This window comes from Streptomyces sp. ISL-11 (assembly GCF_018614525.1).
In the GTDB taxonomy this organism is placed as follows: domain Bacteria; phylum Actinomycetota; class Actinomycetes; order Streptomycetales; family Streptomycetaceae; genus Streptomyces.
Genome location: NZ_JAGGOL010000092.1, coordinates 20981 through 42437, shown reverse-complemented (window position 1 = coordinate 42437; position 21457 = coordinate 20981). Strand labels below are relative to the sequence as shown.

General features: G+C 70.8%; 21 protein-coding genes. 15 read left to right on the top strand and 6 right to left on the bottom strand.

Annotated elements, in window-relative coordinates:
• The first annotated feature begins 143 nt into the window (after nt 1-143).
• The 10 genes from J7E86_RS19665 (at nt 144) to J7E86_RS19620 (ending at nt 12099) form a co-directional block, all read left to right on the top strand.
• Nucleotides 144-1400, top strand: coding sequence for an acylneuraminate cytidylyltransferase (locus tag J7E86_RS19665; RefSeq protein ID WP_215083011.1), 1257 nt, complete (start codon nt 144-146; stop codon nt 1398-1400).
• 59 nt (nt 1401-1459) lie between these two features.
• Nucleotides 1460-2386, top strand: coding sequence for an N-acetylneuraminate synthase family protein (locus tag J7E86_RS19660; RefSeq protein ID WP_215083010.1), 927 nt, complete (start codon nt 1460-1462; stop codon nt 2384-2386).
• 11 nt (nt 2387-2397) lie between these two features.
• Nucleotides 2398-3549, top strand: a complete 1152-nt coding sequence (locus J7E86_RS19655) for a hypothetical protein (protein WP_215083009.1) — start codon at nt 2398-2400, stop codon at nt 3547-3549.
• 124 nt (nt 3550-3673) lie between these two features.
• A complete protein-coding gene (locus J7E86_RS19650; RefSeq protein WP_215083017.1) occupies nt 3674-4933 on the top strand; it encodes an amidohydrolase in 1260 nt (419 codons plus the stop codon).
• Nucleotides 4934-5075: 142 nt separating this feature from the next.
• Nucleotides 5076-6101: a BMP family protein gene (locus tag J7E86_RS19645; RefSeq protein WP_215083008.1), complete on the top strand. Its 1026-nt coding sequence runs from the start codon at nt 5076-5078 to the stop codon at nt 6099-6101.
• 240 nt (nt 6102-6341) lie between these two features.
• Nucleotides 6342-7934 (top strand): ABC transporter ATP-binding protein, encoded by a 1593-nt coding sequence (locus J7E86_RS19640; RefSeq protein WP_215083016.1) that lies wholly within the window; start codon nt 6342-6344, stop codon nt 7932-7934.
• On the top strand, nt 7931-9046 hold the full coding sequence (locus J7E86_RS19635; RefSeq protein ID WP_215083007.1) for an ABC transporter permease: 1116 nt from the start codon (nt 7931-7933) through the stop codon (nt 9044-9046). The genes J7E86_RS19640 and J7E86_RS19635 overlap by 4 nt, the downstream gene beginning before the upstream one ends.
• The gene (locus J7E86_RS19630; protein WP_215083006.1) at nt 9043-10329 is read left to right on the top strand and encodes an ABC transporter permease; all 1287 of its coding nucleotides are present in this window, start codon (nt 9043-9045) and stop codon (nt 10327-10329) included. The genes J7E86_RS19635 and J7E86_RS19630 overlap by 4 nt, the downstream gene beginning before the upstream one ends.
• Nucleotides 10326-10721: a cytidine deaminase gene (locus J7E86_RS19625; RefSeq protein WP_215083005.1), complete on the top strand. Its 396-nt coding sequence runs from the start codon at nt 10326-10328 to the stop codon at nt 10719-10721. Before J7E86_RS19630 ends, J7E86_RS19625 begins: the two co-directional genes overlap by 4 nt.
• 94 nt (nt 10722-10815) lie before the next feature.
• Nucleotides 10816-12099, top strand: coding sequence for a thymidine phosphorylase (locus tag J7E86_RS19620; RefSeq protein ID WP_215083004.1), 1284 nt, complete (start codon nt 10816-10818; stop codon nt 12097-12099).
• A 253-nt stretch (nt 12100-12352) separates the two neighbouring features.
• Here the strand turns inward: J7E86_RS19620 and J7E86_RS19615 are convergent, their stop codons facing one another.
• Both J7E86_RS19615 and J7E86_RS19610 read right to left on the bottom strand, forming a co-directional pair.
• Nucleotides 12353-13618 carry a hypothetical protein gene (locus J7E86_RS19615; protein ID WP_215083003.1) on the bottom strand — a complete coding sequence of 422 codons (1266 nt, stop codon included), beginning with the start codon at nt 13616-13618 and terminating at the stop codon, nt 12353-12355.
• Complete coding sequence (locus J7E86_RS19610; protein ID WP_215083002.1) at nt 13609-14463, bottom strand: alpha/beta fold hydrolase; 855 nt, start codon at nt 14461-14463, stop codon at nt 13609-13611. Before J7E86_RS19610 ends, J7E86_RS19615 begins: the two co-directional genes overlap by 10 nt.
• Before the next feature lie 256 nt (nt 14464-14719).
• On the opposite strand from J7E86_RS19610, the gene J7E86_RS19605 reads away from it, so the two are divergent.
• A complete protein-coding gene (locus J7E86_RS19605; protein ID WP_215083001.1) occupies nt 14720-15250 on the top strand; it encodes a hypothetical protein in 531 nt (176 codons plus the stop codon).
• Here J7E86_RS19605 and J7E86_RS32090 read toward each other — a convergent pair.
• Nucleotides 15175-15492, bottom strand: a complete 318-nt coding sequence (locus tag J7E86_RS32090; RefSeq protein ID WP_374223828.1) for a DUF6255 family natural product biosynthesis protein — start codon at nt 15490-15492, stop codon at nt 15175-15177. The genes J7E86_RS19605 and J7E86_RS32090 overlap by 76 nt on opposite strands.
• Nucleotides 15489-16067 carry an ATP-binding protein gene (locus J7E86_RS19600; protein WP_215083000.1) on the bottom strand — a complete coding sequence of 193 codons (579 nt, stop codon included), beginning with the start codon at nt 16065-16067 and terminating at the stop codon, nt 15489-15491. The genes J7E86_RS32090 and J7E86_RS19600 overlap by 4 nt, the downstream gene beginning before the upstream one ends.
• A gap of 256 nt (nt 16068-16323) precedes the next feature.
• Between J7E86_RS19600 and J7E86_RS19595 the strand changes: the two genes are divergently transcribed.
• From J7E86_RS19595 to J7E86_RS19585, 3 genes are all read left to right on the top strand, one after another.
• Nucleotides 16324-17202 carry a helix-turn-helix transcriptional regulator gene (locus J7E86_RS19595; RefSeq protein ID WP_215082999.1) on the top strand — a complete coding sequence of 293 codons (879 nt, stop codon included), beginning with the start codon at nt 16324-16326 and terminating at the stop codon, nt 17200-17202.
• Between the two features lie 8 nt (nt 17203-17210).
• A complete protein-coding gene (locus J7E86_RS19590) occupies nt 17211-17402 on the top strand; it encodes a DUF397 domain-containing protein (RefSeq protein ID WP_215082998.1) in 192 nt (63 codons plus the stop codon).
• Between the two features lie 97 nt (nt 17403-17499).
• Complete coding sequence (locus tag J7E86_RS19585; protein WP_215082997.1) at nt 17500-18099, top strand: Uma2 family endonuclease; 600 nt, start codon at nt 17500-17502, stop codon at nt 18097-18099.
• A gap of 69 nt (nt 18100-18168) precedes the next feature.
• Here the strand turns inward: J7E86_RS19585 and J7E86_RS19580 are convergent, their stop codons facing one another.
• Complete coding sequence (locus J7E86_RS19580) at nt 18169-18768, bottom strand: hypothetical protein (protein WP_308312648.1); 600 nt, start codon at nt 18766-18768, stop codon at nt 18169-18171.
• A gap of 267 nt (nt 18769-19035) precedes the next feature.
• Complete coding sequence (locus tag J7E86_RS19575; protein ID WP_215082996.1) at nt 19036-20376, bottom strand: MFS transporter; 1341 nt, start codon at nt 20374-20376, stop codon at nt 19036-19038.
• Nucleotides 20377-20438: 62 nt separating this feature from the next.
• On the opposite strand from J7E86_RS19575, the gene J7E86_RS19570 reads away from it, so the two are divergent.
• Nucleotides 20439-21449: a LysR family transcriptional regulator gene (locus J7E86_RS19570; protein WP_215082995.1), complete on the top strand. Its 1011-nt coding sequence runs from the start codon at nt 20439-20441 to the stop codon at nt 21447-21449.
• The last annotated feature ends 8 nt before the right edge of the window (nt 21450-21457 follow it).

Below are 21457 nucleotides of genomic sequence, written 5' to 3'. Positions count from 1 at the left end.
GGGGACGACGTCGCCGAGCCCAGCGCCCTGCGGCGCGCGGTGCGCGAGGCCGCGCGCGGCGCCTACCGCCACGGCGTCCAGCGCGTCGCCCCGGTCATCCGCCGCCTGGGAGAGCTGTGAGCACCGCAACCGAAGGAGCCCCGATGGCCCCGGCCGCCGTCCTCGCCGTCATCCCCGCCCGCGGCGGGTCCAAGGGCGTACCCGCCAAGAACCTCGCCGCCGTCGGCGGCGTCCCCCTGGTCGCCCGCGCCGTCCGCGAGTGCCGCGCGGCCCGCCTGGTCAGCGATGTCGTCGTCTCCACCGACGACCCCGGCATCGCGGCCACCGCGCGCGGCGCGGGCGCGGTCGTCGTCCAGCGGCCCGGCGCGATCGCGGGCGACACCGCCACCAGCGAGGAGGCGGTGCTGCACGCCATGGAGGCGTACGAGGCGCGGTACGGCACCCGCGTCGCCGCCGTCCTCCTGGTGCAGTGCACCAGCCCCTTCCTCAGCAGCGAGGACATCGACGGCGTCGCCGCCGCGGTCGTCGAGGGCGGCGCCGACAGCGCGCTGACCGTGGCGCCCTTCCACGGCTTCGTCTGGCGGGAGGAGACCGGCGCCGCACACGAGGAGCACGCGCGCGTGGCCACCGGCGTCCCCGCCTGGGCCGCCGTCCCGCCGACCGCCCCGGCCGGCGCCCGCGGCGTCAACCACGACAAGGCCCACCGCCCCCGCCGCCAGGACCGCCCGCAGGACCTGCTGGAGACCGGCGCCGCCTACGCCATGCGGGCCGACGGCTTCCGGACCGCCCGGCACCGCTTCTTCGGGCGGACCGAGCTCGTACGGACCGACGCCGCCCGCGTGCTGGAGGTCGACGATCCGCACGACCTCGCCCGCGCCCGCGCCCTCGCGCCGATCCTCGACGGGTCCGCCGCCGGCGCCGTCCTCCCCACGCGCGAGGACGTCGACGCCGTCGTCATGGACTTCGACGGCACCCAGACCGACGACCGCGTCCTCATCGACGCCGACGGCCGCGAGATCGTCGCCGTGCACCGCGGCGACGGGCTCGGCGTCGCCGCGCTGCGCCGCGCCGGACTGGACCTGCTGATCCTCTCCAGCGAGACCGACGCGGTCGTCGCCGCGCGCGGCCGCAAGCTCCAGGTGCCCGTCCTGCACGGCGTCGACCGCAAGGACCGGGCGCTCAAACAGTGGTGCGAGGAGCACGGCGTCGCACCCGACCGCGTGCTCTACGTCGGCAACGACGTCAACGACCTGCCCTGCTTCGGCCTCGTCGGCTGGCCGGTCGCCGTCGCGAGCGCCCACGACGCCGTCCGCGGCGCCGCCCGCGCCGTGACCTCCGCGCCCGGCGGCAGCGGCGCCCTCCGCGAGATCGCCTCCTGGCTCCTCGGCCCCTCGCTCTGACCGGCGGACCGACCGACCCCACCCTCCCGCTGATCCCACACCCGAAGGAACCGCCTCACATGACCCCCGCTCTGCGCACCCGCCCCCTCGGCACCAAGATCGCCGGCCCCGGCCACCCCGTCTACATCACCGGGGAGATCGGCATCAACCACAACGGTGACGTCGACAAGGCCATCGCCCTCATCGACGCCGCCGCCGACGCCGGCTGCGACGCCGTGAAGTTCCAGAAGCGCACTCCGGAGATCTGCACCCCGCGCGACCAGTGGGACATCGAGCGCGACACGCCGTGGGGCCGGATGACGTACATCGACTACCGCCACCGGGTGGAATTCGGCGAGGAGGAATACCGCCGCATCGACGCCCACTGCCGTGAGCGTGGCATCGCCTGGTTCGCCTCCCCCTGGGACACCGAGGCCGTCGCCTTCCTGGAGAAGTTCGACCTCCCGGCCCACAAGGTCGCCTCCGCCTCGCTCACCGACGACGAACTGCTGTGCGCGCTGCGGGCCACCGGCCGCACCGTCGTCCTCTCCACCGGCATGTCGACGCCGCAGCAGATCCGGCACGCCGTCGAGGTGCTCGGCAGCGGGAACATCCTGCTCTGCCACGCCACCTCGACCTACCCCGCCAAGGCCGCCGAGCTCAACCTCCGGATGATCCACACCCTCCAGGCGGAGTACCCCAACGTGCCCATCGGCTACTCCGGTCACGAGACCGGCCTGCAGACCACCCTCGCGGCCGTCGCCCTCGGCGCCACCTTCGTCGAGCGGCACATCACCCTCGACCGGGCCATGTGGGGCTCCGACCAGGCCGCCTCCGTCGAGCCCGGCGGCCTCCAGCGGCTCGTCCGCGACATCCGCGTGGTCGAGGAGTCGCTCGGTGACGGGGTGAAGAGGGTCTACGAGAGCGAGCTCGCGCCGATGCGCAAGCTGCGCCGCGTCACGGGCGTCGTCGCCGAGGGCGGCGACCGGCAGCCCGCCACGGTCTGACGGGCGCCCAGGTGACACCGCCCGAGGGGCCGCCTCCCGGCCCGGCCCCCACGCTGGCGTTCGTCGAGAGCCCGGTGCAGCTGCTGAACGTCCTCGAATGGGCGTACGCGACCCGCCGTCCGGGTGGCGCGCCGCCCGGACGACGGCCGCTGAGCCACGGCGTGCCGCGCCAGCGCGACCACCGCGCCGGGACGGCCACCCCGGCCCCCCTGGTGATCGTGGTGCTCGCCCCGCACGACCCCATGACCCGCGGCCAGCTGCGCCGGATGGCCGAGCTGGCCCGCGACGAGGGCCACGAGGTGCGCTGGGAGGAGGCCCGGGGCGGCCCCGGCGCGCCGGTACGGACGGTGGGCGGGCTCGCCGGGGCGCTGTACCGTGCGCGGCGCGTCGTCATCGGGGACCCGTTCTCGCGCTACGTGCAGCTACTGCTGACGATCACCCGCGCACGGGAGCTGGTGGTCGTGGACGACGGCACGGCCACCATGGAGTTCGTCTCCCAACTGGCCCGTGGCGAACGCCTCGTACGATGGCACCGGCGCGGCACCCGAGGGGCGCGCGACATCGTCTTCGCGCCGGTGTCCGCTTCAGCGCGCCGGCGGCTTGCGCCGAACGACCGCCGGAGCGTGGAGGTGTTCACCTCCATGCCCGTCGAGGCCCCGCCCGGGGTGACCGTCACCGCCAACGACTTCGCCTGGACCCGCTCCGCCTTCGGCCCGCCCCGGCTGACCCGGGGCACCGACGTCGTCGGCACCTCCCTGGTCGAGACCGGGGTCGTGGACCCCGAGCGCTATCTGGAGGCCGTCGCCGGCCTGGCCGCCGCCCACGGCGCCACCCGCTACTTCGCCCACCGGCGCGAGAGCACCGAGAAGCTGCGCCGCATCGCCACCGGCATCGGCCTGGAGGTCGTACGGCCCGACCTGCCCCTGGAGCTGATCGCCCGTCGGGGGCCGATCGGCCGAACGGTCCTGAGCTTTCCCTCGACCGTGGTGCACACGCTGCCGCTCGCCCTCGCCGGCACCGGCGTCACGGTCGCCGTCTGCGACATCGATCCGCTGTGGCTCACCGAGCGCCCCTCGCCCCGGGCGGAGGGGTTCCTCACCGAGGTGACCGATACCGCGCCGGATGTGCGACGACTTCCGGCCAGACCACTGACGGCCCCATGACTCCGCTTGCGTCCGTAAATACTGGTCATACCCCTCGGATGGCCCATCCATGCGGCTGAACTTTTCTTGATCGGGGGGCAGTTGCGGGGTTGAGGGCTCTACCCTTCACTACGTGAACCATCTGATGCCTTTGGACGCCGCACCCGAAACCGTCGACGGTGAGCTCCCCGGACTGCTTCCCTCCGGGCTGCGTGACGAACTCATCGCGTTCCGCCGGGACTTGCACATGCACCCCGAGCTGGGCAACCGCGAGTTCCGCACCACCGCGGCGGTCAAAGCGAGGCTGGAGAAGGCGGGGCTCGTCCCCCGTACGCTCTCCACCGGCACCGGGCTCTTCTGTGACATCGGCCGGGACACCGCGCGGGAGACGGCCGGACGGGTCGCCGGGCAGCACGGCACCACCGCCCGCGGCATCCTCGCCCTCCGCGCGGACCTCGACGCCCTGCCCATTCCGGACACCAAGTCCGTCCCGTACCGCTCGACCGTCCCCAGAATGGCGCACGCCTGCGGCCACGACGTGCACACCACCGTCGTCCTCGGCACCGGTCTGGTCCTCGCCCGGCTGGCCGAGCAGGGCCTGCTGCCCCGCCCGGTCCGGCTGATCTTCCAGCCGGCCGAGGAGGTGCTGCCCGGCGGCGCGCTCGACGCCATCGAGTGCGGCGCGCTGGACGGCGTCGGCCGGATCGTCGCCGTGCACTGCGACCCCAAGGTCGAGGTCGGCCGGATCGGGCTCAAGCACGGCGCGATCACCTCCGCCTGCGACCGGCTGGAGGTCTCGCTGGACGGCCCCGGCGGCCACACCGCCCGCCCGCACTTCACCACCGACCTGGTGACCGCCGTGGCCCGGGTGGCCACGGACGTGCCGGCGGTGCTCGCCCGCCGCGTCGACGCCCGCTCGGGCCTGTCGCTGACCTGGGGGCGGCTGGAGGCCGGGCACGCCTGCAACGTCATCCCGCAGCACGCCGAGCTGTCCGGCACGGTCCGCTGCCTGGACCTGCACGCCTGGCGCGACGCACCCGACCTGGTGCACGCCGCGATCGACGAGGTCGCCACGCTGCACCGCGCCAAGTCCGAGATCAACTACCTGCGCGGGGTGCCGCCGGTCGTCAACGACCCGGACGTCACCGAGCTGCTGCGGAGCGCCATGACGGCGCGCCGCGGACCGTACTCCGTCGAGGACACCGAGCAGAGCCTGGGCGGCGAGGACTTCTCCTGGTATCTGGAGCACGTCCCCGGCGCGATGGCCCGGCTGGGAGTCCGCCCGGTGGGCGACAACACCCGCCGCGACCTGCATTGCGGTGATTTCGACGTGGATGAGAGCGCGATCCAGGCGGGCGTGGAGCTCTTCACGGCGGCGGCATTGCTGGACGGCCGGTTGCCGTAGGCAATCTGTTGGCATTTGGGTCAAGGGCCGTTAACGACGATCCGATAACGGCTTCGAACCACCCCTTTTATCTCCATCTACGCGCGTTACGATTCCCGCGAACCAGCGCCGACGGAGGCGCTTCGAGTGAAGGGGCCCCTTCGTGCGCCGGGTATCCACAATCACTGCCGCGGGAATCACCGCCGCGGCTCTCGCATTCACTCTCACCGCCTGTGGCGGCTCCTCGACCGATTCGGGCGGTGACAAGGGCGTCGGTCTGGCGTTCGACGTCGGCGGCCGTGACGACCACTCCTTCAACGAGTCCGCCGCCCGTGGCGTCGACAAGGCGAAGGCCGAGCTCGGCGTCGAGGCCAAGCTGCTGACCGCCAAGAACGGCGAGACCGAGGCCGAGCGCGAGCAGCGCCTGAGCTCCCTCGCCGACGCGGGCCACAACCCCGTCATCGGCGTCGGCTTCAACTACTCGAAGTCGATCGAGAAGGTCGCCAAGGAATACCCCAAGGTCACCTTCGGCGTCGTCGACTCCGTCGCCCCGGGCAAGAACATCGACAGCATGACCTTCGGTGAGCACGAGGGCTCGTACCTCGCCGGTGTCGCCGCGGCGCTGAAGTCCAAGAGCAAGAAGGTCGCCTTCATCGGCGGTGTGAACAACGCTCTGATCCAGAAGTTCCAGGCCGGTTTCGAGCAGGGCGCGAAGGACACCGACTCCAAGGTCGAGGTCATCTCGCAGTACCTGTACCCGAACAACGACAAGGGCTTCAACGACCCGGCGGCCGCCAAGGAGAAGGCCAAGGGCATGCTCGACCAGGGCGTCGACGTGATCTACACCGCGGCCGGCCTCTCCGGCAACGGCTCGATCGAGGCCATCGCCGGCCAGAAGGGCGCCTGGGCGATCGGCGTGGACTCCGACCAGGCCCAGCAGCCGGGCCTGGCCAAGTACAAGGACTCGATCCTCACCTCCGTCGTGAAGAACGTGGACGTGGCGGTCTTCGACCTCATCAAGAGCGTCAAGGACGGCAAGCCGCTCACGGGTGAGCACAAGTACCTCCTCAAGGACGGCGGCGTGTCGCTGGCCACCACCGGTGGTCACATCGACGACATCAAGGCCCAGATCGAGGAAGCGAAGAAGAAGATCGCGGACGGCCAGATCAAGGTCAAGATCGCCCCGTGATCCGGGGCCGGCCACGGCCGGCCTGATCCGCCGCTGACCGGTCCTCGACCGCTCGTACGGCCGCGGGCCCGGTGGCGAGGGAGTACCCCTCTCCGCCGGGCCCGTACATACGCGCCAACGCTACGCGCGTAGCTTTTCGTTGACGCGGTAGCGTCGCCCCCGCCCAGCCCGGAGTTCCGCCGGTCCCCGCCCGGCCCCGCCCCGGCTTCCTCCCGCTCCCTTCCCCGAGGAGAGTGCGCCATCAAAGCGTCCAGCAGTACCAGTAGTACCGCCCCCGCAGTAGAACTCGCGGGCATCACCAAGCGGTTCCCGGGCGTCGTGGCCAACCACGACATCCACCTGACCGTCCGGCGTGGCACCGTCCACGCCCTGTGCGGTGAGAACGGCGCCGGCAAGTCGACCCTGATGAAGATCCTCTACGGCATGCAGAAGCCGGACGAGGGCACCATCGAGCTCGACGGTGAGCAGGTCACCCTGCACACGCCCGGCGACGCGATCGCGCGCGGCATCGGCATGGTGCACCAGCACTTCATGCTGGCCGACAACCTCACCGTCCTGGAGAACGTCGTCCTCGGCGCCGAGAAGCTGCACGGCATCGGCAACAAGGCCCGTACGAAGATCAAGGAGATCTCCGACGCCTACGGCCTCGGGGTCCGCCCCGACGCCATGGTCGAGGACCTCGGCGTCGCCGACCGCCAGCGCGTGGAGATCCTCAAGGTCCTCTACCGCGGCGCCCGCACCCTGATCCTCGACGAGCCCACCGCCGTTCTGGTCCCGCAGGAGGTCGACGCGCTCTTCGACAACCTCCGCGAGCTCAAGGCCGAGGGTCTGACGGTCATCTTCATCTCGCACAAGCTGGGCGAGGTGCTCTCGGTCGCCGACGACATCACCGTCATCCGGCGCGGCACCACGGTCGGCACCGCGGTGCCCAGCGAGACGACCCCCAAGCAGCTTGCCGAGCTGATGGTCGGCAGCGAGCTGCCCTCGCCCGAGACCCGCGAGTCGACGGTCACCGACACGCCGATGCTGACGGTCGAGGACCTGAAGCTGTTCGCCACCGACCCCGACGGCGTCGTCCGCTCGGTGCTCGACGGCATCTCGCTGACCATCCACAAGGGCGAGGTGCTCGGCCTCGCGGGCGTCGAGGGCAACGGCCAGGCCGAGCTCGTCGAGGCCATCATGGGCATGCGCGACCCCGACGGCGGTGTGATCACCCTCGACGGCACCGACATCAGCCACGCGCCGACCCGCAAGCGGCGTGAGGACGGCATCGGCTACATCCCCGAGGACCGGCACCGCCACGGCCTGCTGCTGGAAGCCCCGCTGTGGGAGAACCGCATCCTCGGCCACGTCACCGAGAAGCCCAACAGCCGGCGCGGCATCCTCGACAACAAGGCCGCCCGCGCCGACACCGAGCGCATCGTGCGCGAGTACGACGTGCGGACCCCCGGCATCGAGGTCACCGCGGCCTCCCTGTCCGGCGGCAACCAGCAGAAGCTGATCGTCGGCCGCGAGATGAGCCACCTGCCCAAGCTGCTCATCGCCGCGCACCCCACCCGGGGCGTGGACGTCGGCGCGCAGGCGCAGATCTGGGACCAGATCCGCGAGGCGCGCCGCGAGGGCCTGGCGGTGCTGCTGATCTCCGCCGACCTGGACGAGCTGATCGGGCTCTCCGACACCCTGCGGGTGATGTTCCGCGGCCGCCTGGTCGCCGACGCGGACCCCGCCACCATCACCCCGGAGGAGTTGGGCTCGGCCATGACCGGCGCCGCTACCGGCCACCTTGAGCACGTGGAGAACGACGAGGAGCGGGAAGGGGGCGACGAAGCATGAGCCTCGTGAAGAAGTTCGACAAGAACAAGCTGATCCTGGGCTTCGCCGCGCCGATCCTGGCGATCGTCTCCGCGCTGGTGATCACCTCGATCATCATCGCGGCCACCGGCAAGGACCCCTTCAACGCCTACCAGGTCATGGTCGACTTCGGTTCGAAGGCCGACTCCCAGGTCTGGATCATCAACAAGGCGACCCCGTACTACCTGTCCGCGCTGGCCGTCGCCATCGGCTTCCGGATGAACCTCTTCAACATCGGCGTCGACGGCCAGTACCGCATCGCGGCCTTCTTCGCCGCCGTCGTCGGTGGCGCCCTGACGCTGCCGGGCATCATCCAGATCCCCGTCATCATCATCGTCGCGATGATCGTCGGCGCGATCTGGGCCGGCATCGCCGGCCTGCTCAAGACGACCCGCGGCGTCAGCGAGGTGATCAGCACCATCATGCTGAACGCCATCGGCGCCTCGGTGATCGGCTACTTCCTCCAGGACGGGCGGCTCGCGGAGAAGGAGGGCAACCTGATCCACACGCCCTACCTCCCCGACTCCGCGCACTTCTTCGAGATCCCGACCACGCCCAAGCCCATCTACGGCTTCGTCGTCATCGCGGCCCTCGCCGGACTCGTGTACTGGTTCGTCCTGAACCGCTCCCGCTTCGGCTTCGACCTGCGCACCGTCGGCCAGTCCGAGTCGGCCGCCCAGGCCAGCGGCGTCAACGTCAAGCGCATGGTGATCACCTCGATGGTGCTCTCCGGCGCCATGGCGGGCCTCGTCGGCATGCCGACCCTGCTCGGTGTCTCGTACAACTACGGCACCGACTTCCCCACCGGCATCGGCTTCACCGGTATCGCCATCGCGCTGCTCGGCCGCAACCACCCCATCGGCATGGCGCTCGGCGCGCTGCTGTGGGGCTTCCTGGAGCGCACCGGCACCCAGCTGGAGTTCGAGGGTTACGCGCAGGAGGTCGTCGGCGTGATCCAGGGCGTCATCGTCCTGTGCGTCGTCATCGCCTACGAGATCGTGCGCCGGTACGGCCTCAAGGCCCAGCAGCGGAAGGTCGGCGAGGAGCTCGCCGCCCAGGCCCGTAAGAGCGACAAGGCGGAGGTTTCCGCGTGAGTACCACTTTCACTGCCGCGGTCTCCAACGCGCTCAGCGGCAAGAACAAGCCCGGACGGCGCAAGCTGTCCTACCCGGTCGTCCTGCTGGTCATCGCGGGCGCGCTGCTGCTGCTGTCCGCGCTGCGCCAGATCACCAGCGTCACCGACCTGACCTCCTCCGGTCAGTTCAGCGGCGCCCTCGCCGCCGCCGTGCCGATCGGCCTCGCCGGCCTCGGCGGGCTGTGGGCCGAGCGCGCGGGCGTCGTCAACATCGGCCTCGAAGGCATGATGATGCTCGGCACCTTCTGCGCCGGCTGGATCGGCTGGCAGCACGGCCCGTGGGCCGCGGCGCTCGCCGGTGTCGTCGGCGGCGCGCTCGGCGGTCTCGTGCACGCCCTCGCGACCGTGACCTTCGGCGTCGACCACATCATCTCCGGTGTGGCCATCAACATCCTGGCCCTCGGCATCACGCAGTACCTGGCCAAGCTGTGGTTCGGCGCGGAGGGCAGCGCCGCCCAGCAGGCGGGCGGCAACGACAAGCAGTCGCCCGTCATGGCGGACATGCCGAACTTCTCCATCCCCGGCCTGTCCGACTGGCTGCACGACATCGAGAAGCACCACTGGTTCTTCGTCTCCGACCTCGCCGGCATCCTCGACGGCCTGGTCTCCGAGGTGCCCTGGCTGACGATCGTCGCGGCGCTGCTGTTCGTCGGCACGTTCGTCGTGCTGTGGCGCTCCTCCTTCGGTCTGCGCCTGCGTTCCTGCGGTGAGAGCCCGGTGGCCGCCGAGTCCCTCGGCGTCAACGTCTACACCTACAAGTACGCGGCCGTGGTCGTCTCCGGCGCCCTCGCGGGCCTCGGCGGCGCGTTCCTCGCCATCGGCACCCACATGTACTCCGACGGCCAGACCGGTGGCCGCGGCTACATCGGCCTCGCCACGATGATCTCCGGCAACTGGCGGCCGGGCGGCGTCGCGATGAGCGCCGGCCTGTTCGGCTTCATGGACAGCCTCCAGCTGCGCTCCGGCGGCCCGACCGTCCACGCGCTGCTGCTGCTCCTCGCCGTGCTGCTGATCGGCTTCGCCGCCTGGCGGCTGAAGACCGGCAAGATCCGGGCCGCGATCGTCTCCGGCGCCTTCGGTGCCGCGCTGATCCTCTGGTACGTGCTGACCAAGACCGTGCCGCTGGAGTTCGTCGACGCCACCCCGTACGTGGTGACGCTGCTGGTCCTGGCCTTCTCCGCGCAGCGGCTGAGGATGCCCAAGGCCAACGGCAAGCCCTACCGGAAGGGCCAAGGAAAGTGACCTCTTCCCCCGACTGGGAGGAGCTGCGGACGCAGGCCCGGGACGCGATGTCCCGGGCCTACGCCCCGTACTCCGACTTCCCCGTGGGCGCCGCGGCCCTGGTGGACGACGGCCGCACCGTCACCGGCTGCAACGTCGAGAACGCCGCCTATGGCGTCGCCCTGTGCGCCGAGTGCGGCCTGATCTCGGCCCTCTTCTCGTCCGGTGGCGGCCGCCTGACGGCCTTCACCTGTTGCGACCGCAACGGCAACATCCTGATGCCGTGCGGCCGCTGCCGTCAGCTGCTGTGGGAGCACGGCGGCCCGGAGCTGGCCGTGGACACGACATCGGGCGTCCGTCCGTTGTCGGAGTTGCTGCCGGATGCGTTTGGGCCCGCTGACCTGAATCGTTGAAGATGTCCTCAAGCGCCGGACGGGCTGATGTTCAGCCCGTCCGGGTCACTTTCCGGACCCGGGAAGACTGAGGACGCACGAACCTAAGGAAAATGTGCTGATGGACGCCATTTCCGTCATCCGCGCCAAGCGCGACCGCGGCCGTCTGACCGACGGGCAGATCGACTGGATCATCGACGCCTACACGCGCGGTGAGGTCGCCGACGAGCAGATGTCCGCGCTCGCGATGGCGATCCTGCTCAACGGCATGGACCGGGCCGAGATCGCCCGCTGGACCGCCGCGATGATCAAGTCGGGCGAGCGCATGGACTTCTCGTCCCTGTCCGTCCCGACCTCGGACAAGCACTCCACCGGCGGCGTCGGCGACAAGATCACCCTCCCGCTGGCCCCCCTCGTGGCCGCCTGCGGCGCGGCCGTACCGCAGCTCTCCGGCCGCGGCCTCGGCCACACGGGTGGCACGCTCGACAAGCTGGAGTCCATCCCCGGCTGGCGCGCGCTGCTCTCCAACGACGAGATGATGGACGTCCTGCGCGACGTCGGCTCCGTCATCTGCGCGGCCGGCGACGGCCTCGCCCCCGCCGACAAGAAGCTCTACGCGCTGCGCGACGTGACCGGCACGGTCGAGGCGATCCCGCTGATCGCCAGCTCGATCATGTCGAAGAAGATCGCGGAGGGCACGGGTTCGCTCGTCCTGGACGTGAAGGTCGGCTCCGGCGCCTTCATGAAGAACATCGAGGACGCCCGCGAGCTGGCCTCCACGATGGTCGGCCTGGGCACGGACCACGGTGTGAAGACGGTGGCCCTGCTCACCGACATGTCGACCCCGCTCGGCCTCACCGCGGGCAACGCCCTTGAGGTCCGCGAGTCCGTCGAGGTCCTCGCCGGCGGCGGCCCGGCCGACGTCGTCGAGCTCACCCTCGCCCTGGCCCGCGAGATGCTGGCGGCGGCCGGCCTGCCCGACGCCGACCCGGCCAAGGCGCTCAAGGACGGCTCCGCCATGGACCACTGGCGCCGCATGATCATCGCGCAGGGCGGCGACCCGGACGCGGTGCTCCCGGTCGCCCGCGAGCAGCACGTGGTCACGGCCGCGTCCACCGGTGTGCTGACCAAGCTGGACGCCTACGCGGTGGGCGTCTCCGCCTGGCGCCTGGGCGCCGGCCGCGCGCGCAAGGAGGACCCGGTCCAGGCCGGCGCGGGCATCGAGATGCACGCCAAGCCGGGCGACAAGGTCGTCGCGGGCCAGCCGCTGATGACCCTCCACACGGACACCCCGGAGAAGTTCGACTACGCGCTGTCGGCCCTGGAGGGCAGCGTGGACATCGCCGCCGAGGGCACGGCGTTCACCGCGAACCCGATCGTGCTGGACCGCATCGCCTGAACCGACGCGTCAGCGCATGAGGAAGGCCCCCGCTTCACCGAGGCGGGGGCCTTCCTCGTCCAGCGCTGCTGGGCCGTCTCGTCCGCACCACCGCTGCGCGGTGGCGTCCTCAATCGCCGGACGGGCTTGATTTCCGCTGGGCTCAGCCACAATCAAGCCCGTCCGGCGATTGAGGACGCGCCCGCAGGGCGCCCGCCGCCGCAGGCGGCAAGGACGGCGCGCGGCCGAAGACCGGCGACCCGCCGGCCACGGCCTAGCGTGGGGGAGCGATGACCCTCGCCAGCACCGAGGAGAGCGGATCACCGGCGAGTGCCTCCCGCAGTTCCCCGACGCCTTGCCGCCGCTGTGCCGGGGTGAGGGAGAGGTAGTGCTCGATCCGCTCGTTGAACGTCCGCCGGAATCCGGCGTAGAGCTCGTCGTCCTCCCGGACGCGGCCGGCGATCTCCACCAGGGCCGCGGTCCCGGCGAAGTCGTCCTCGGGCACGTGGTGACCGGGCAGGACATCCGCGAAGCGGGCGGCCATCCGGCCGAAGTGCGTGCCCTCCAGCCGCCGTACGGTGAAGACGTGCGCGTAGTGCTGCTCATGGATCGCCAGGGGCAACCGGCCGAGCGACAACGACTCGTGGAGCGCTGTGAGTCCCGGGGCGAGCAGGTAATGGGGCGTACTCGCCACATGCCGCAGCAGTTCGCGCTGAGCCAGGAAGCGGCAACTGGCCCGCCGGCCGGCGACCGATACGTCCCGCTCCCGGTGTTCGCCGAAGGGGCCGCCGCAGACCAGCACGCGCCTGAACCGGCCCCAGTCGCGCAGCAGATCGGCGATCCACCGGTGGAGCAGCCGCATGTAGTCGTTGTGGACGTCGAAGTCCAGCAGGAAGTTCTTGAATCCACCGACATTGATCAGCAGGTCGTATTCCGGTTCCGCGGCGGGCGGGAGGTTCCGCAGGCCGTCCACGTCGACGATCGAGCCCGTCAAGTGCATCGCGGGGCCTGCACCGCTGCCGAGAGCGACAAGCTCGGCCATCCGTTCCGTGGCACCCGGAAAGTTCTGCACCACGCTGTGAGTGGCGAGCAGGTGGGCCGCGACGACGCGTTCGTGCGGTGAGAGTGTGCCCAGGTGCCGGTCGGCGGCCGAGAAGGAGGAGCGGGGCAGGCTCTCGCACAGGTCGCGGATCACGGCGAGCGGACGTCCGAGCTGCCAGAAGCTCAGCAGGCTGTCCACCATGACCACCGGCCGCCCGGCCACGACGGACCGCACGACCAGATCGGCGTCCATGACCGAGACGACCTGGTCGCTCGCCTTCAGCAGGTCGTCGATCGCCGCGGACCCGGCCCCGGTGGTGTCGTGGATTCCCGTGCCCTCGCGGATGTCGTCGAAGGCGTCCGCGTTCCGGCGGGCGAACGCCGCCGCCACGCCGTCGCCCACGAATATCCGCTCGTGACCGGTGAGCAGCCGGGAGACCGCGACGAGTTCGGCCGCCGGACCGAAGCCGCAGTTCTGGGCCCCCATCACTATGCGCATGCCGTCGGCCCCTCTGTCGCCGGGCGTGCGGAAACGTCGCGGTGGCGGGGCGCGGCGGCCAGTACGTCGATGAGCCGCTCGGCGAATTCGGCCGGATACCTCACGTAGCCGACGTGACCACCGGGGAACTCCGCCGGCTCGTGACCGAGCCGCTCCGCGAGGACGGCCGCCGGCCGGTGGATGACGTCCGCGCGCGAATCGTGGCCGCCTGCCAGCACGATCCGTTCCGCCACGGTGGCGAGCGCGGCCGGATCGGGAACGTAGCGCGTGGACGACCGGACCATGTGCTCCAGGAAGAACGCGCTGTTGTCGTGCGCCTCCGGCAGCACCGGCGCCGGCCGGCCGCCGAAGAGAGGTTCGAGCTTCCGCAGAGCCGACGCGACGCCCTCGCGGCGGAACGTCTCGTGGGCATCGTCGAACAGGGCCCGGTACCTCGCGGCATCCGGAAGCAGCCCCATCGCGGGCGGCTCGTGCGCGACCACCGACCGCACCCGGTCCCGGTGCCGCACCGCGAGTTCGAGCGCGACGAGCCCGCCCGAGCAACTGCCGAACACTTGCGCCGGCTCACCCGCGACGGCCACGTGGCTCAGCAGACGGTACGCGTCGTCGGCGTGCACCTCGATCCTCTGCTCCACCGGCGGACCGTCGAGCGGGCTGCGGGAGTAGCCCCGCGGATCGTAGGAGACGACGCGATGAGCCGTCGCGAGGACGGCCGCCAATCGATCGAATACGGTCGCGTCGGAATTTCCGCCGGGGATCAGCAACAACAGCGGGCCGCCGCCGCGCACTTCGAAGTGAAGCCTCGCACCCGGTACCACCAGAGTGCCGATCTTCAGGGCGTCCATTCCACTCCAGGGCCGGTGGCGGGGCGGTGTCGGAAGGTCACCACCACACTACTTACGGCAAGGCTTTCGGAGAACCGCTCCCACTCCCGAGGCGAGCCGCACAGCGGGCGGTTCCCCGCAGGGCGGGGCGTGCCCATGCCCACGCGCGCCGCATCGCGACCGCGGATGCCTGCCCGTCACTGCCGCGAGCCGGTCTCACAGGTAGGCAAGCGGGGCATCGCACACCTCACGCCTCTCAGCGCGAAGGAGACCGGTCATGGCCGTCAGCAGATCGTGGATGCGTTGCGTAGCCCTGGCAGCCGTCGCCGTGTTCGGCACGGCCGCGCCGGCCACGGGTCCCGCCCACGCCCACTCACCCGCACACGTGCAGTGCCAGGGAACCGAGTCCGTCACCTACCACCCGGGCGTCACCCTCGCCGCGCGGAACATCGACATCACGACCGAGGGCCGCTTCAGCCCCTGCCTCGACAGCGCGCACGAGGTGACGAGCGGGTCGTACGGGGAACGGTTCACGATCTTCGCCGGCTGCAATGACCTCCTCGACGGATTCGAGGACCGGCGGACGATCAAGTGGAGCACGGGCGACACCAGTGTCATCAAGGCCACCGGCAGCAGCACCGCCGTGGCCGGCCAGGTCATCACCACGCTCACCGGCACGGTCACGGAGGGCCGCTACAAGGGCAGGACCGCCGTACAGATCATCACGCTCCCTCAGCCGGGGGCGCTGCAATGCCTCGGCACCGGGTTCACCGGCGCGACCGGAGTGACGACACTCGCGATCACCTGAGACCGCCGCCCCCGGGAACGACCACCGGACGCGCCGCGCACCCGTGCGGCGACGACGTTCAGCGCGGCAGCCCTGTCCGCCGCGCGCCGGTCCCGGGGGCGCGGGGTCATTGCCTGCGGCAGCCCGGGGGGCCGTACGGCCCCGTACTCCGTGAAGCGCCGTACGCCGCACTCGTCGCAGCGGGATGCTCCGCCCAACGCGTGCGTCCAGCCACGCTGGTGGTGGCAGTCGGAGCCCTTCACCGCTGCATCACCGGCAGGATGTGGGCACCACGGAAGTGACTGCGTAGGGCTACGGTCGCGTCCACGATCCTCTCCTCGTCGCCGTCCGCCACGGCGGCCCGGCGCGCGGCCTCCAGTTCCACGCAGTCCGTGCACCCGACGGGGGATTTCTCCGTGCACGGCGCCGGTACGCCCACGGTGAACCACGTCATCTTTCCCGGGCCGGGGCCGTGCGCGCAGACGCCCCAGGCGTCCGACCCGGCGGCGATCAGCGTCAGGCCACGCCCCGACTCGTCCTCCAGCGACACGGCGGGCCGCCGCACGGGCAGCCCGCCCGCGCCGTCGTGGACGGACACGCGCAGACGACCGGTGTCCGTCCACTCGGCGTGGAGCGTGACCGGGCTGGTGCAGCGCTTCGCCCGGCAGGCGTTGACCGCGTTCGTGACGGCCTCCGAGGTGAGGGCCACGGCGGTATCGGTGAGGTCGGTCCGATAGGACGAGAGAAGAAGGGTGCGGACCGCTTCGCGGGCGGTACGGACCCACGCGGGGTGCGGCGGGAAGGCGAGGGAGCAGTTCGAGGCTGGGGAGGGTTCCATGACGTCTCCTGAGGGTGCCGGTGTCCGTGGGCGGCGGCCGTCCGTGGTGGCGTTGCCTGACCAACTCCCGGTGGGTCAGGTGCACTTCCGCGTCCGACGCGGGTCGGAGGGATCGCCCCGACGGTACGGGCAGGGGTGCATACGGTCCAACTGTGTCCGGGGAATGCCACTCGCAAGGGTGACGCGGGGGTGAGCTGATGGACCGGCGCGCGGCCTGAGCGCAAAACTGCGCGCATCTCTTAGGCGGAGGAAGCGCATGCCACCCAGGAACAGCCCCAGTGAACGTCAGCGCCGTCTCGGGGCAGAGTTGCGGAAGTTGCGGACTCGGGCGCGGATGTCCGGCGACGAAGTCGCCGCACTGCTCGACGCGGACCGCTCTCGCGTCAGCCACATGGAGGCTGGACGCGTGGACGTGCCGCGGAACGGCTTGTACAAGTTGCTACGCGCCTACGGGTGCGAGGACGGGCCCCATTTCGAGGCGCTGATGGCCCTGGCCCATGATCGGGGCAAGGGATGGTGGGACGACTACAAGGACACGCAGACCCGCCGGGCTCTCGACCTGGCGGAGTTGGAGTCGCGGGCAACCAGCATCCGATCTCACGAATCAGCGGTCATCCCGGGCATGTTCCAGACCGAGGACTATGCGCGTGCCGTGATCTCAAGTGTCGAGAGCGATCACAGGAAGCTCGACGGCTGGGTGAGCTTCAGGCTCGATCGCCAGCGCGTCCTGGCAGGGCTGCACAGTTATCACGCCATCATCCCCGAGTCGGGGCTCCGCATGCGGGTCGGTAGCACAAAGACCATGCGCGATCAGTTGCTGAGACTTATCGAGATCGCTCGCTTGCCTCATGTGACCGTGCAGGTCTTCCCTTTCGAGATGGGTCCGTACTCCACTTTCGTCCGCTCGTTCGTCCTTTTGGGCGCTGCGACTCCGGAATTGGACACCTTGTACCGGGAGCACCCGACGGGTGCGGACTTCATTGGGGATGGAGAAACCATCGCCGACTACGCCAGAATGTTCGAGCGACTGTCCTCGTTGGCCCTCGCCCCCATCGACCCGGAGGCAGCGCCTGAGCGCGTGGAGGCCCAGGACTCGTTGCGCTTGCTCCAGCACGTTTTGTACGAACTGCGATAGGCGGCGGTATGACTCAACACGCATGGCGCAAGTCCTCATTCAGTGTCGGCGGGGAGGGCTCATGCGTAGAAGTCGCCCCCGCCCCCGGCGGCCTCATACGCTTCCGCGAGAGCGATCAACCCGCCCGAATAATCACGACCACGGCGGCCACGCTTGCCACCCTCCTCCGTAGCGTCAAAGCCGGCAGGCTCACCCTCTGAGCCGGAGATTCCCCGTACGGGTGAACGGGATCGGTGGACCCCCACCGATCCCGTCGGCATGCTGGGATGCGGTGACATAACGATCGAGGGGATCGCCATGAGCGCACTCACTGTCGACCACGGGCCGGATAACGGCTGCGGCTGGGATGAGCTCGTCCGTGCCTGGGAGGAGCTCGACCCTCCCGAGGGCTGGAAGGCGGAGATCATTGAGGGGCTCATTACCTTGTCACCCGCGCCTGCCAACAAGCACAACGTCATCGCCGGGAAGCTTCAGCGCTCCCTGTACACCGCGATCCCTGAGGACTGGGGCATCTATCAGACCCTCGCCGTTTCGGTGCCGTCACGGAGTGGCGTCTTCATCCCGGATCTGACCGTGGCGCCGGAGGCTGCTCTGGTCGAGTTGTCCGAGTCCGAGCACTACATCCCCGCGTCGGCCTCGGCGTTCGTCGCGGAGATCACGTCGAAGTCCAGCCTCCGGCACGACAGGGTCAGCAAGCCGGCGGCGTACGCCCATGCCGGCGTACCGCTCTACCTTCTTGTCGACAGGTGGGCGTTGGGAGGCCCGACCATCACCCTCTACGGTGAGCCGAAGGACGACGTCTACCGGGTTCTTCAGGCGGGGAAGTTCGGCGACGAGATCCACCTTCCCGAGCCGTTCGGCATCGCGATCGACACGGGTGTCTTTCCCGCCATGTAATGGCGAAGGGCACCGCGGAATACGCGGTGCCCTTGCCACGCGCGCAGACGCACGCGTGCGTGATCGGGATCAGACCCGCACCGTGTACCACCCGCCGAGGCCGCCGCACATGCTCGCGGAGTACGTCGTGCTGCGGTAGCCGGGCGGAATCGGGGAGCCGGGGCAGGTCCAGATGCCGTTGCGGACGAGCTGGTGGTACCAGGCGCCGATGCCGTTGCAGCCGGGGCGCATGTAGTTCGTGACGACGTAGCCGGACACGATCGGCGAGCCGGCGCAGGTCCAGATGCCGTCGCGGGCGAGCTGGTGGTACCAGGCGCCGATGCCGCTGCATCCGTTGCGGTCGTAATTGCTGATGACGTAACCGGTCACGATGGGCGAGCCCGAGCAGGTCCAGATCCCGTCGCGTACGGGTTGCTGGTACCAGGCGCCCGCGCCCCGGCACCCGTTGCGGTCGTAATTGGTGATCACGTAGCCGGCCGGAACGGGCGCCCCGGAGCAGGACCACCCGCCGGCGGCCTGCGACGCCCCGGTCGCGGCACTGGCCGTGCCGGTGGTGGCGCCGGTGAGTACGGTCGCGATCAGCGCGACCGCTCCTACGAGCGCGGCGACCCTGCTCCGGGCGACCGCCCTTGCCGTAGTGCTCCACAGTTGGCGCAGTTGTCTGCCCACTTCACACCCGTCCTCATCGGCATGTGCACTTCACATCTGTCGATGGGCAAGGACACCGGACGCGGGAAGAAAAGTCACCCCGTACGACCGCGGTGTGAGAAGCGCGTCACAGGCCGTGAAGGCCAACCGGGATGAGCGCGACCTGGTATGAGGGGGCGTCAGGTTTGCGCCACGGTGCCGCTGACCGCGGGCTGTCTTTGCCGCCTGCGGCCTTTGCCGCCTGCGGCCTTTGCCGCCTGCGGCGGCGGGCGCCCTGCGGGCGCGTCCTCAAACGCCGGACGGGCTTGATGTGGCTGGGCTCAGCCGCCGCCGCTCCACCAGCGCCTTCCGCGTCGCGTACAGCGTGATCGACGCCGCCGCGACCATCGCCACCAGGCCCAGCAGCACCGTGCCGTCCCACCCGGCGAGGTGGAAGGCGACGGCACCCACCGTGCCGCCGACCGAGCTGCCCAGGTAGTACGCCGTCTGGTAGAGGGCCGACGCCTGGGCGCGGCCCGTCTTCGCGGCGCGGCTGACGGAGGACGAGGCCACCGCGTGGCCGGCGAAGAAGCCGGCCGTGATCAGGACCAGGCCCAGCAGGACCGCGAGCAGCGAGTCCGTCAGGGTGAGCAGCAGGCCCGCCGTGGTGGTGCCGACCGCCAGGTACAGCGCGCCGCGCCGGCCCAGGCGGCCGACGAGAGTGCCGGCCGCCGCGGAGGAGGCCGTACCGACCAGGTAGATCAGGAAGATCGAGCCGACGACACCCTGCGGCAGGGAGAACGGCGCCTCCGCCAGGCGGTAGCCGATGACCGTGTAGACCGCGCCGAAGACGGTCATGAAGAGCGCGCCGATCGCGTACAGCCGGCGCAGCAGCGGGTCGGAGAGGTGGCCGCGGACCGTACGGGCCAGGGCGCGCGGGGAGACGGGCGTCGGCGTGAAGTGCCGGGCCCTGGGGATCAGCACCCGGAAGGCGACCGCGCACACGACGGCCAGGACCCCGACCGCGGCGAGACCCGCTCGCCAGCCCCATGCCTGGGCGAACCAGCCGGCGACGATGCGCCCGGACATGCCGCCGAGGCTGTTGCCCGCCACGAACAGGCCGATCGCGCCGACCAGCGCCTTCGCGCGGACCTCCTCGGCGAGGTAGGCCATCGCCGACGCCGGCAGCCCGGCCAGCGCGGCACCCTGTACGGCGCGCAGGGCCACCAGCCAGCCGAGGTCGGGGGCGAACGGTACGAGCAGCGCGACGAACGCGGCGACGCACAGGGAGGCGGTCATCATCGTCCGCCGGCCGAAGCGCTCGGACAGGGCGCTGAGCGGCACGACGGCGAGGGCGAGGCCGCCGGTCGCGGCGGAGACGGTCCAGCTCGCCTGATCCGGCGTCACCCCGAGGTCGTCGGAGATCGCGGGAAGGAGGGCCTGCGTGGAGTAGAGCAGGGCGAAGGTGGCGACACCCGCGGCGAAGAGCGCGAGGCTCGTACGGCGGTAGCCGGGACCGCCGGGCACCAGCTTGCTGTCATCGGGGGAGACAGCGGAGGCGGCGGAGTCGGTGGAGGTGGTGAGGGACGACAGTGCGGCGGCACCCGATCGCGTGATGACGACGGATGCCCCGGTATCGGCAGGAGGCATGTCCCGACCGTATGCACGCACCGCTCATGCGTCCAATGCACAAAAACGCGATAATCGATCCCATGCAGCATGACCGCAGGCCAGGGCCGTCTCTGTCACCGATCGGCAACGAAAGCGTGACCCGGAATTTTGACAACTCGACAACCCCTGACGCTCCCGACATCAAGGCGGATTCCTGGGCGGCCACGCTCACTCCGCGCCTCGCGCAGTTCGTGGCGGTCGCCCGCCACGAGCACGTCACCCGCGCCGCGCAGCAGTTGCAGATGCCGCAGTCCACCCTCAGCCGGTCGATGGCCCGCATCGAACACGACCTGGGGGTGGCGCTGTTCGCCCGCCACGGCCGGACGCTCTCGCTCACCGCGGCCGGCCGGGCCTTCCTCGCGTCCGTGGAGCGGGCCCTGTCCGACGTCGAGCGCGCCGCCGAGTCCGTACAGGCCGACGCCGACCCCACCAGCGGCAAGGTCGCCTTCGGCTTCCTGCACACCCTGGGCTCGGAGACCGTACCCGAGCTGATCCGCGCCTTCCGCGCCGACCATCCGCGCGTACGGTTCCAGCTCGTCCAGGGCTACGGGGAGGCCATGCTGGAACGGCTGCGCTACGGCGACCTCGACCTGTGCCTGACCTCGCCGCTGCCCGACGCCCCGGACCTCGCGGCCCGCCGGCTGGACGAGCAGAAGCTCCGCCTGGTCGTCCCCGACGACCACCCGCTCGCGGCCCGCAAGCGCGTGCGCCTCGCCGAGGCGGCCACGGAGCTGTTCGTCACCCTCGAACCCGGCTACGGCCTGCGCCGCATCACCGACGCGCTCTGCGCCGAGGCGGGCTTCACCCCGAAGGTGGCCTTCGAGGGGGAGGACCCCGAAACCCTCCGCGGCCTGGTGGCCGCGGGCCTCGGCGTCGGCCTCCTCCCACCGCCGGCGGTGGCGCGCCCGGGAGTGGTGGAACTGAGCGTCACGGCACCGCGCGCGATCCGCGAGATCGGCGTGGCCTGGCTGGACGGTCACCCCGACACCCCACCGGTGGCGGCGTTCAAACGCTTCCTGCTGTCCCGGCGGGGGCAGTTGCTGCCGCGGTAGGGGTGCGC

What these genes read in the sequence shown, in the direction of transcription:
- J7E86_RS19665 (WP_215083011.1), top strand. Translation starts at nt 144, where the DNA reads ATGGCCCCGGCCGCCGTCCTCGCCGTCATCCCCGCCCGCGGCGGGTCC.
- J7E86_RS19660 (WP_215083010.1), top strand. Translation starts at nt 1,460, where the DNA reads ATGACCCCCGCTCTGCGCACCCGCCCCCTCGGCACCAAGATCGCCGGC.
- J7E86_RS19650 (WP_215083017.1), top strand. Translation starts at nt 3,674, where the DNA reads ATGCCTTTGGACGCCGCACCCGAAACCGTCGACGGTGAGCTCCCCGGA.
- J7E86_RS19635 (WP_215083007.1), top strand. Translation starts at nt 7,931, where the DNA reads ATGAGCCTCGTGAAGAAGTTCGACAAGAACAAGCTGATCCTGGGCTTC.
- J7E86_RS19615 (WP_215083003.1), bottom strand. Translation starts at nt 13,618, where the DNA reads ATGCGCATAGTGATGGGGGCCCAGAACTGCGGCTTCGGTCCGGCGGCC.
- J7E86_RS19610 (WP_215083002.1), bottom strand. Translation starts at nt 14,463, where the DNA reads ATGGACGCCCTGAAGATCGGCACTCTGGTGGTACCGGGTGCGAGGCTT.
- J7E86_RS19605 (WP_215083001.1), top strand. Translation starts at nt 14,720, where the DNA reads ATGGCCGTCAGCAGATCGTGGATGCGTTGCGTAGCCCTGGCAGCCGTC.
- J7E86_RS19600 (WP_215083000.1), bottom strand. Translation starts at nt 16,067, where the DNA reads ATGGAACCCTCCCCAGCCTCGAACTGCTCCCTCGCCTTCCCGCCGCAC.
- J7E86_RS19595 (WP_215082999.1), top strand. Translation starts at nt 16,324, where the DNA reads ATGCCACCCAGGAACAGCCCCAGTGAACGTCAGCGCCGTCTCGGGGCA.
- J7E86_RS19590 (WP_215082998.1), top strand. Translation starts at nt 17,211, where the DNA reads ATGACTCAACACGCATGGCGCAAGTCCTCATTCAGTGTCGGCGGGGAG.
- J7E86_RS19585 (WP_215082997.1), top strand. Translation starts at nt 17,500, where the DNA reads ATGAGCGCACTCACTGTCGACCACGGGCCGGATAACGGCTGCGGCTGG.
- J7E86_RS19575 (WP_215082996.1), bottom strand. Translation starts at nt 20,376, where the DNA reads ATGCCTCCTGCCGATACCGGGGCATCCGTCGTCATCACGCGATCGGGT.
- J7E86_RS19570 (WP_215082995.1), top strand. Translation starts at nt 20,439, where the DNA reads ATGCAGCATGACCGCAGGCCAGGGCCGTCTCTGTCACCGATCGGCAAC.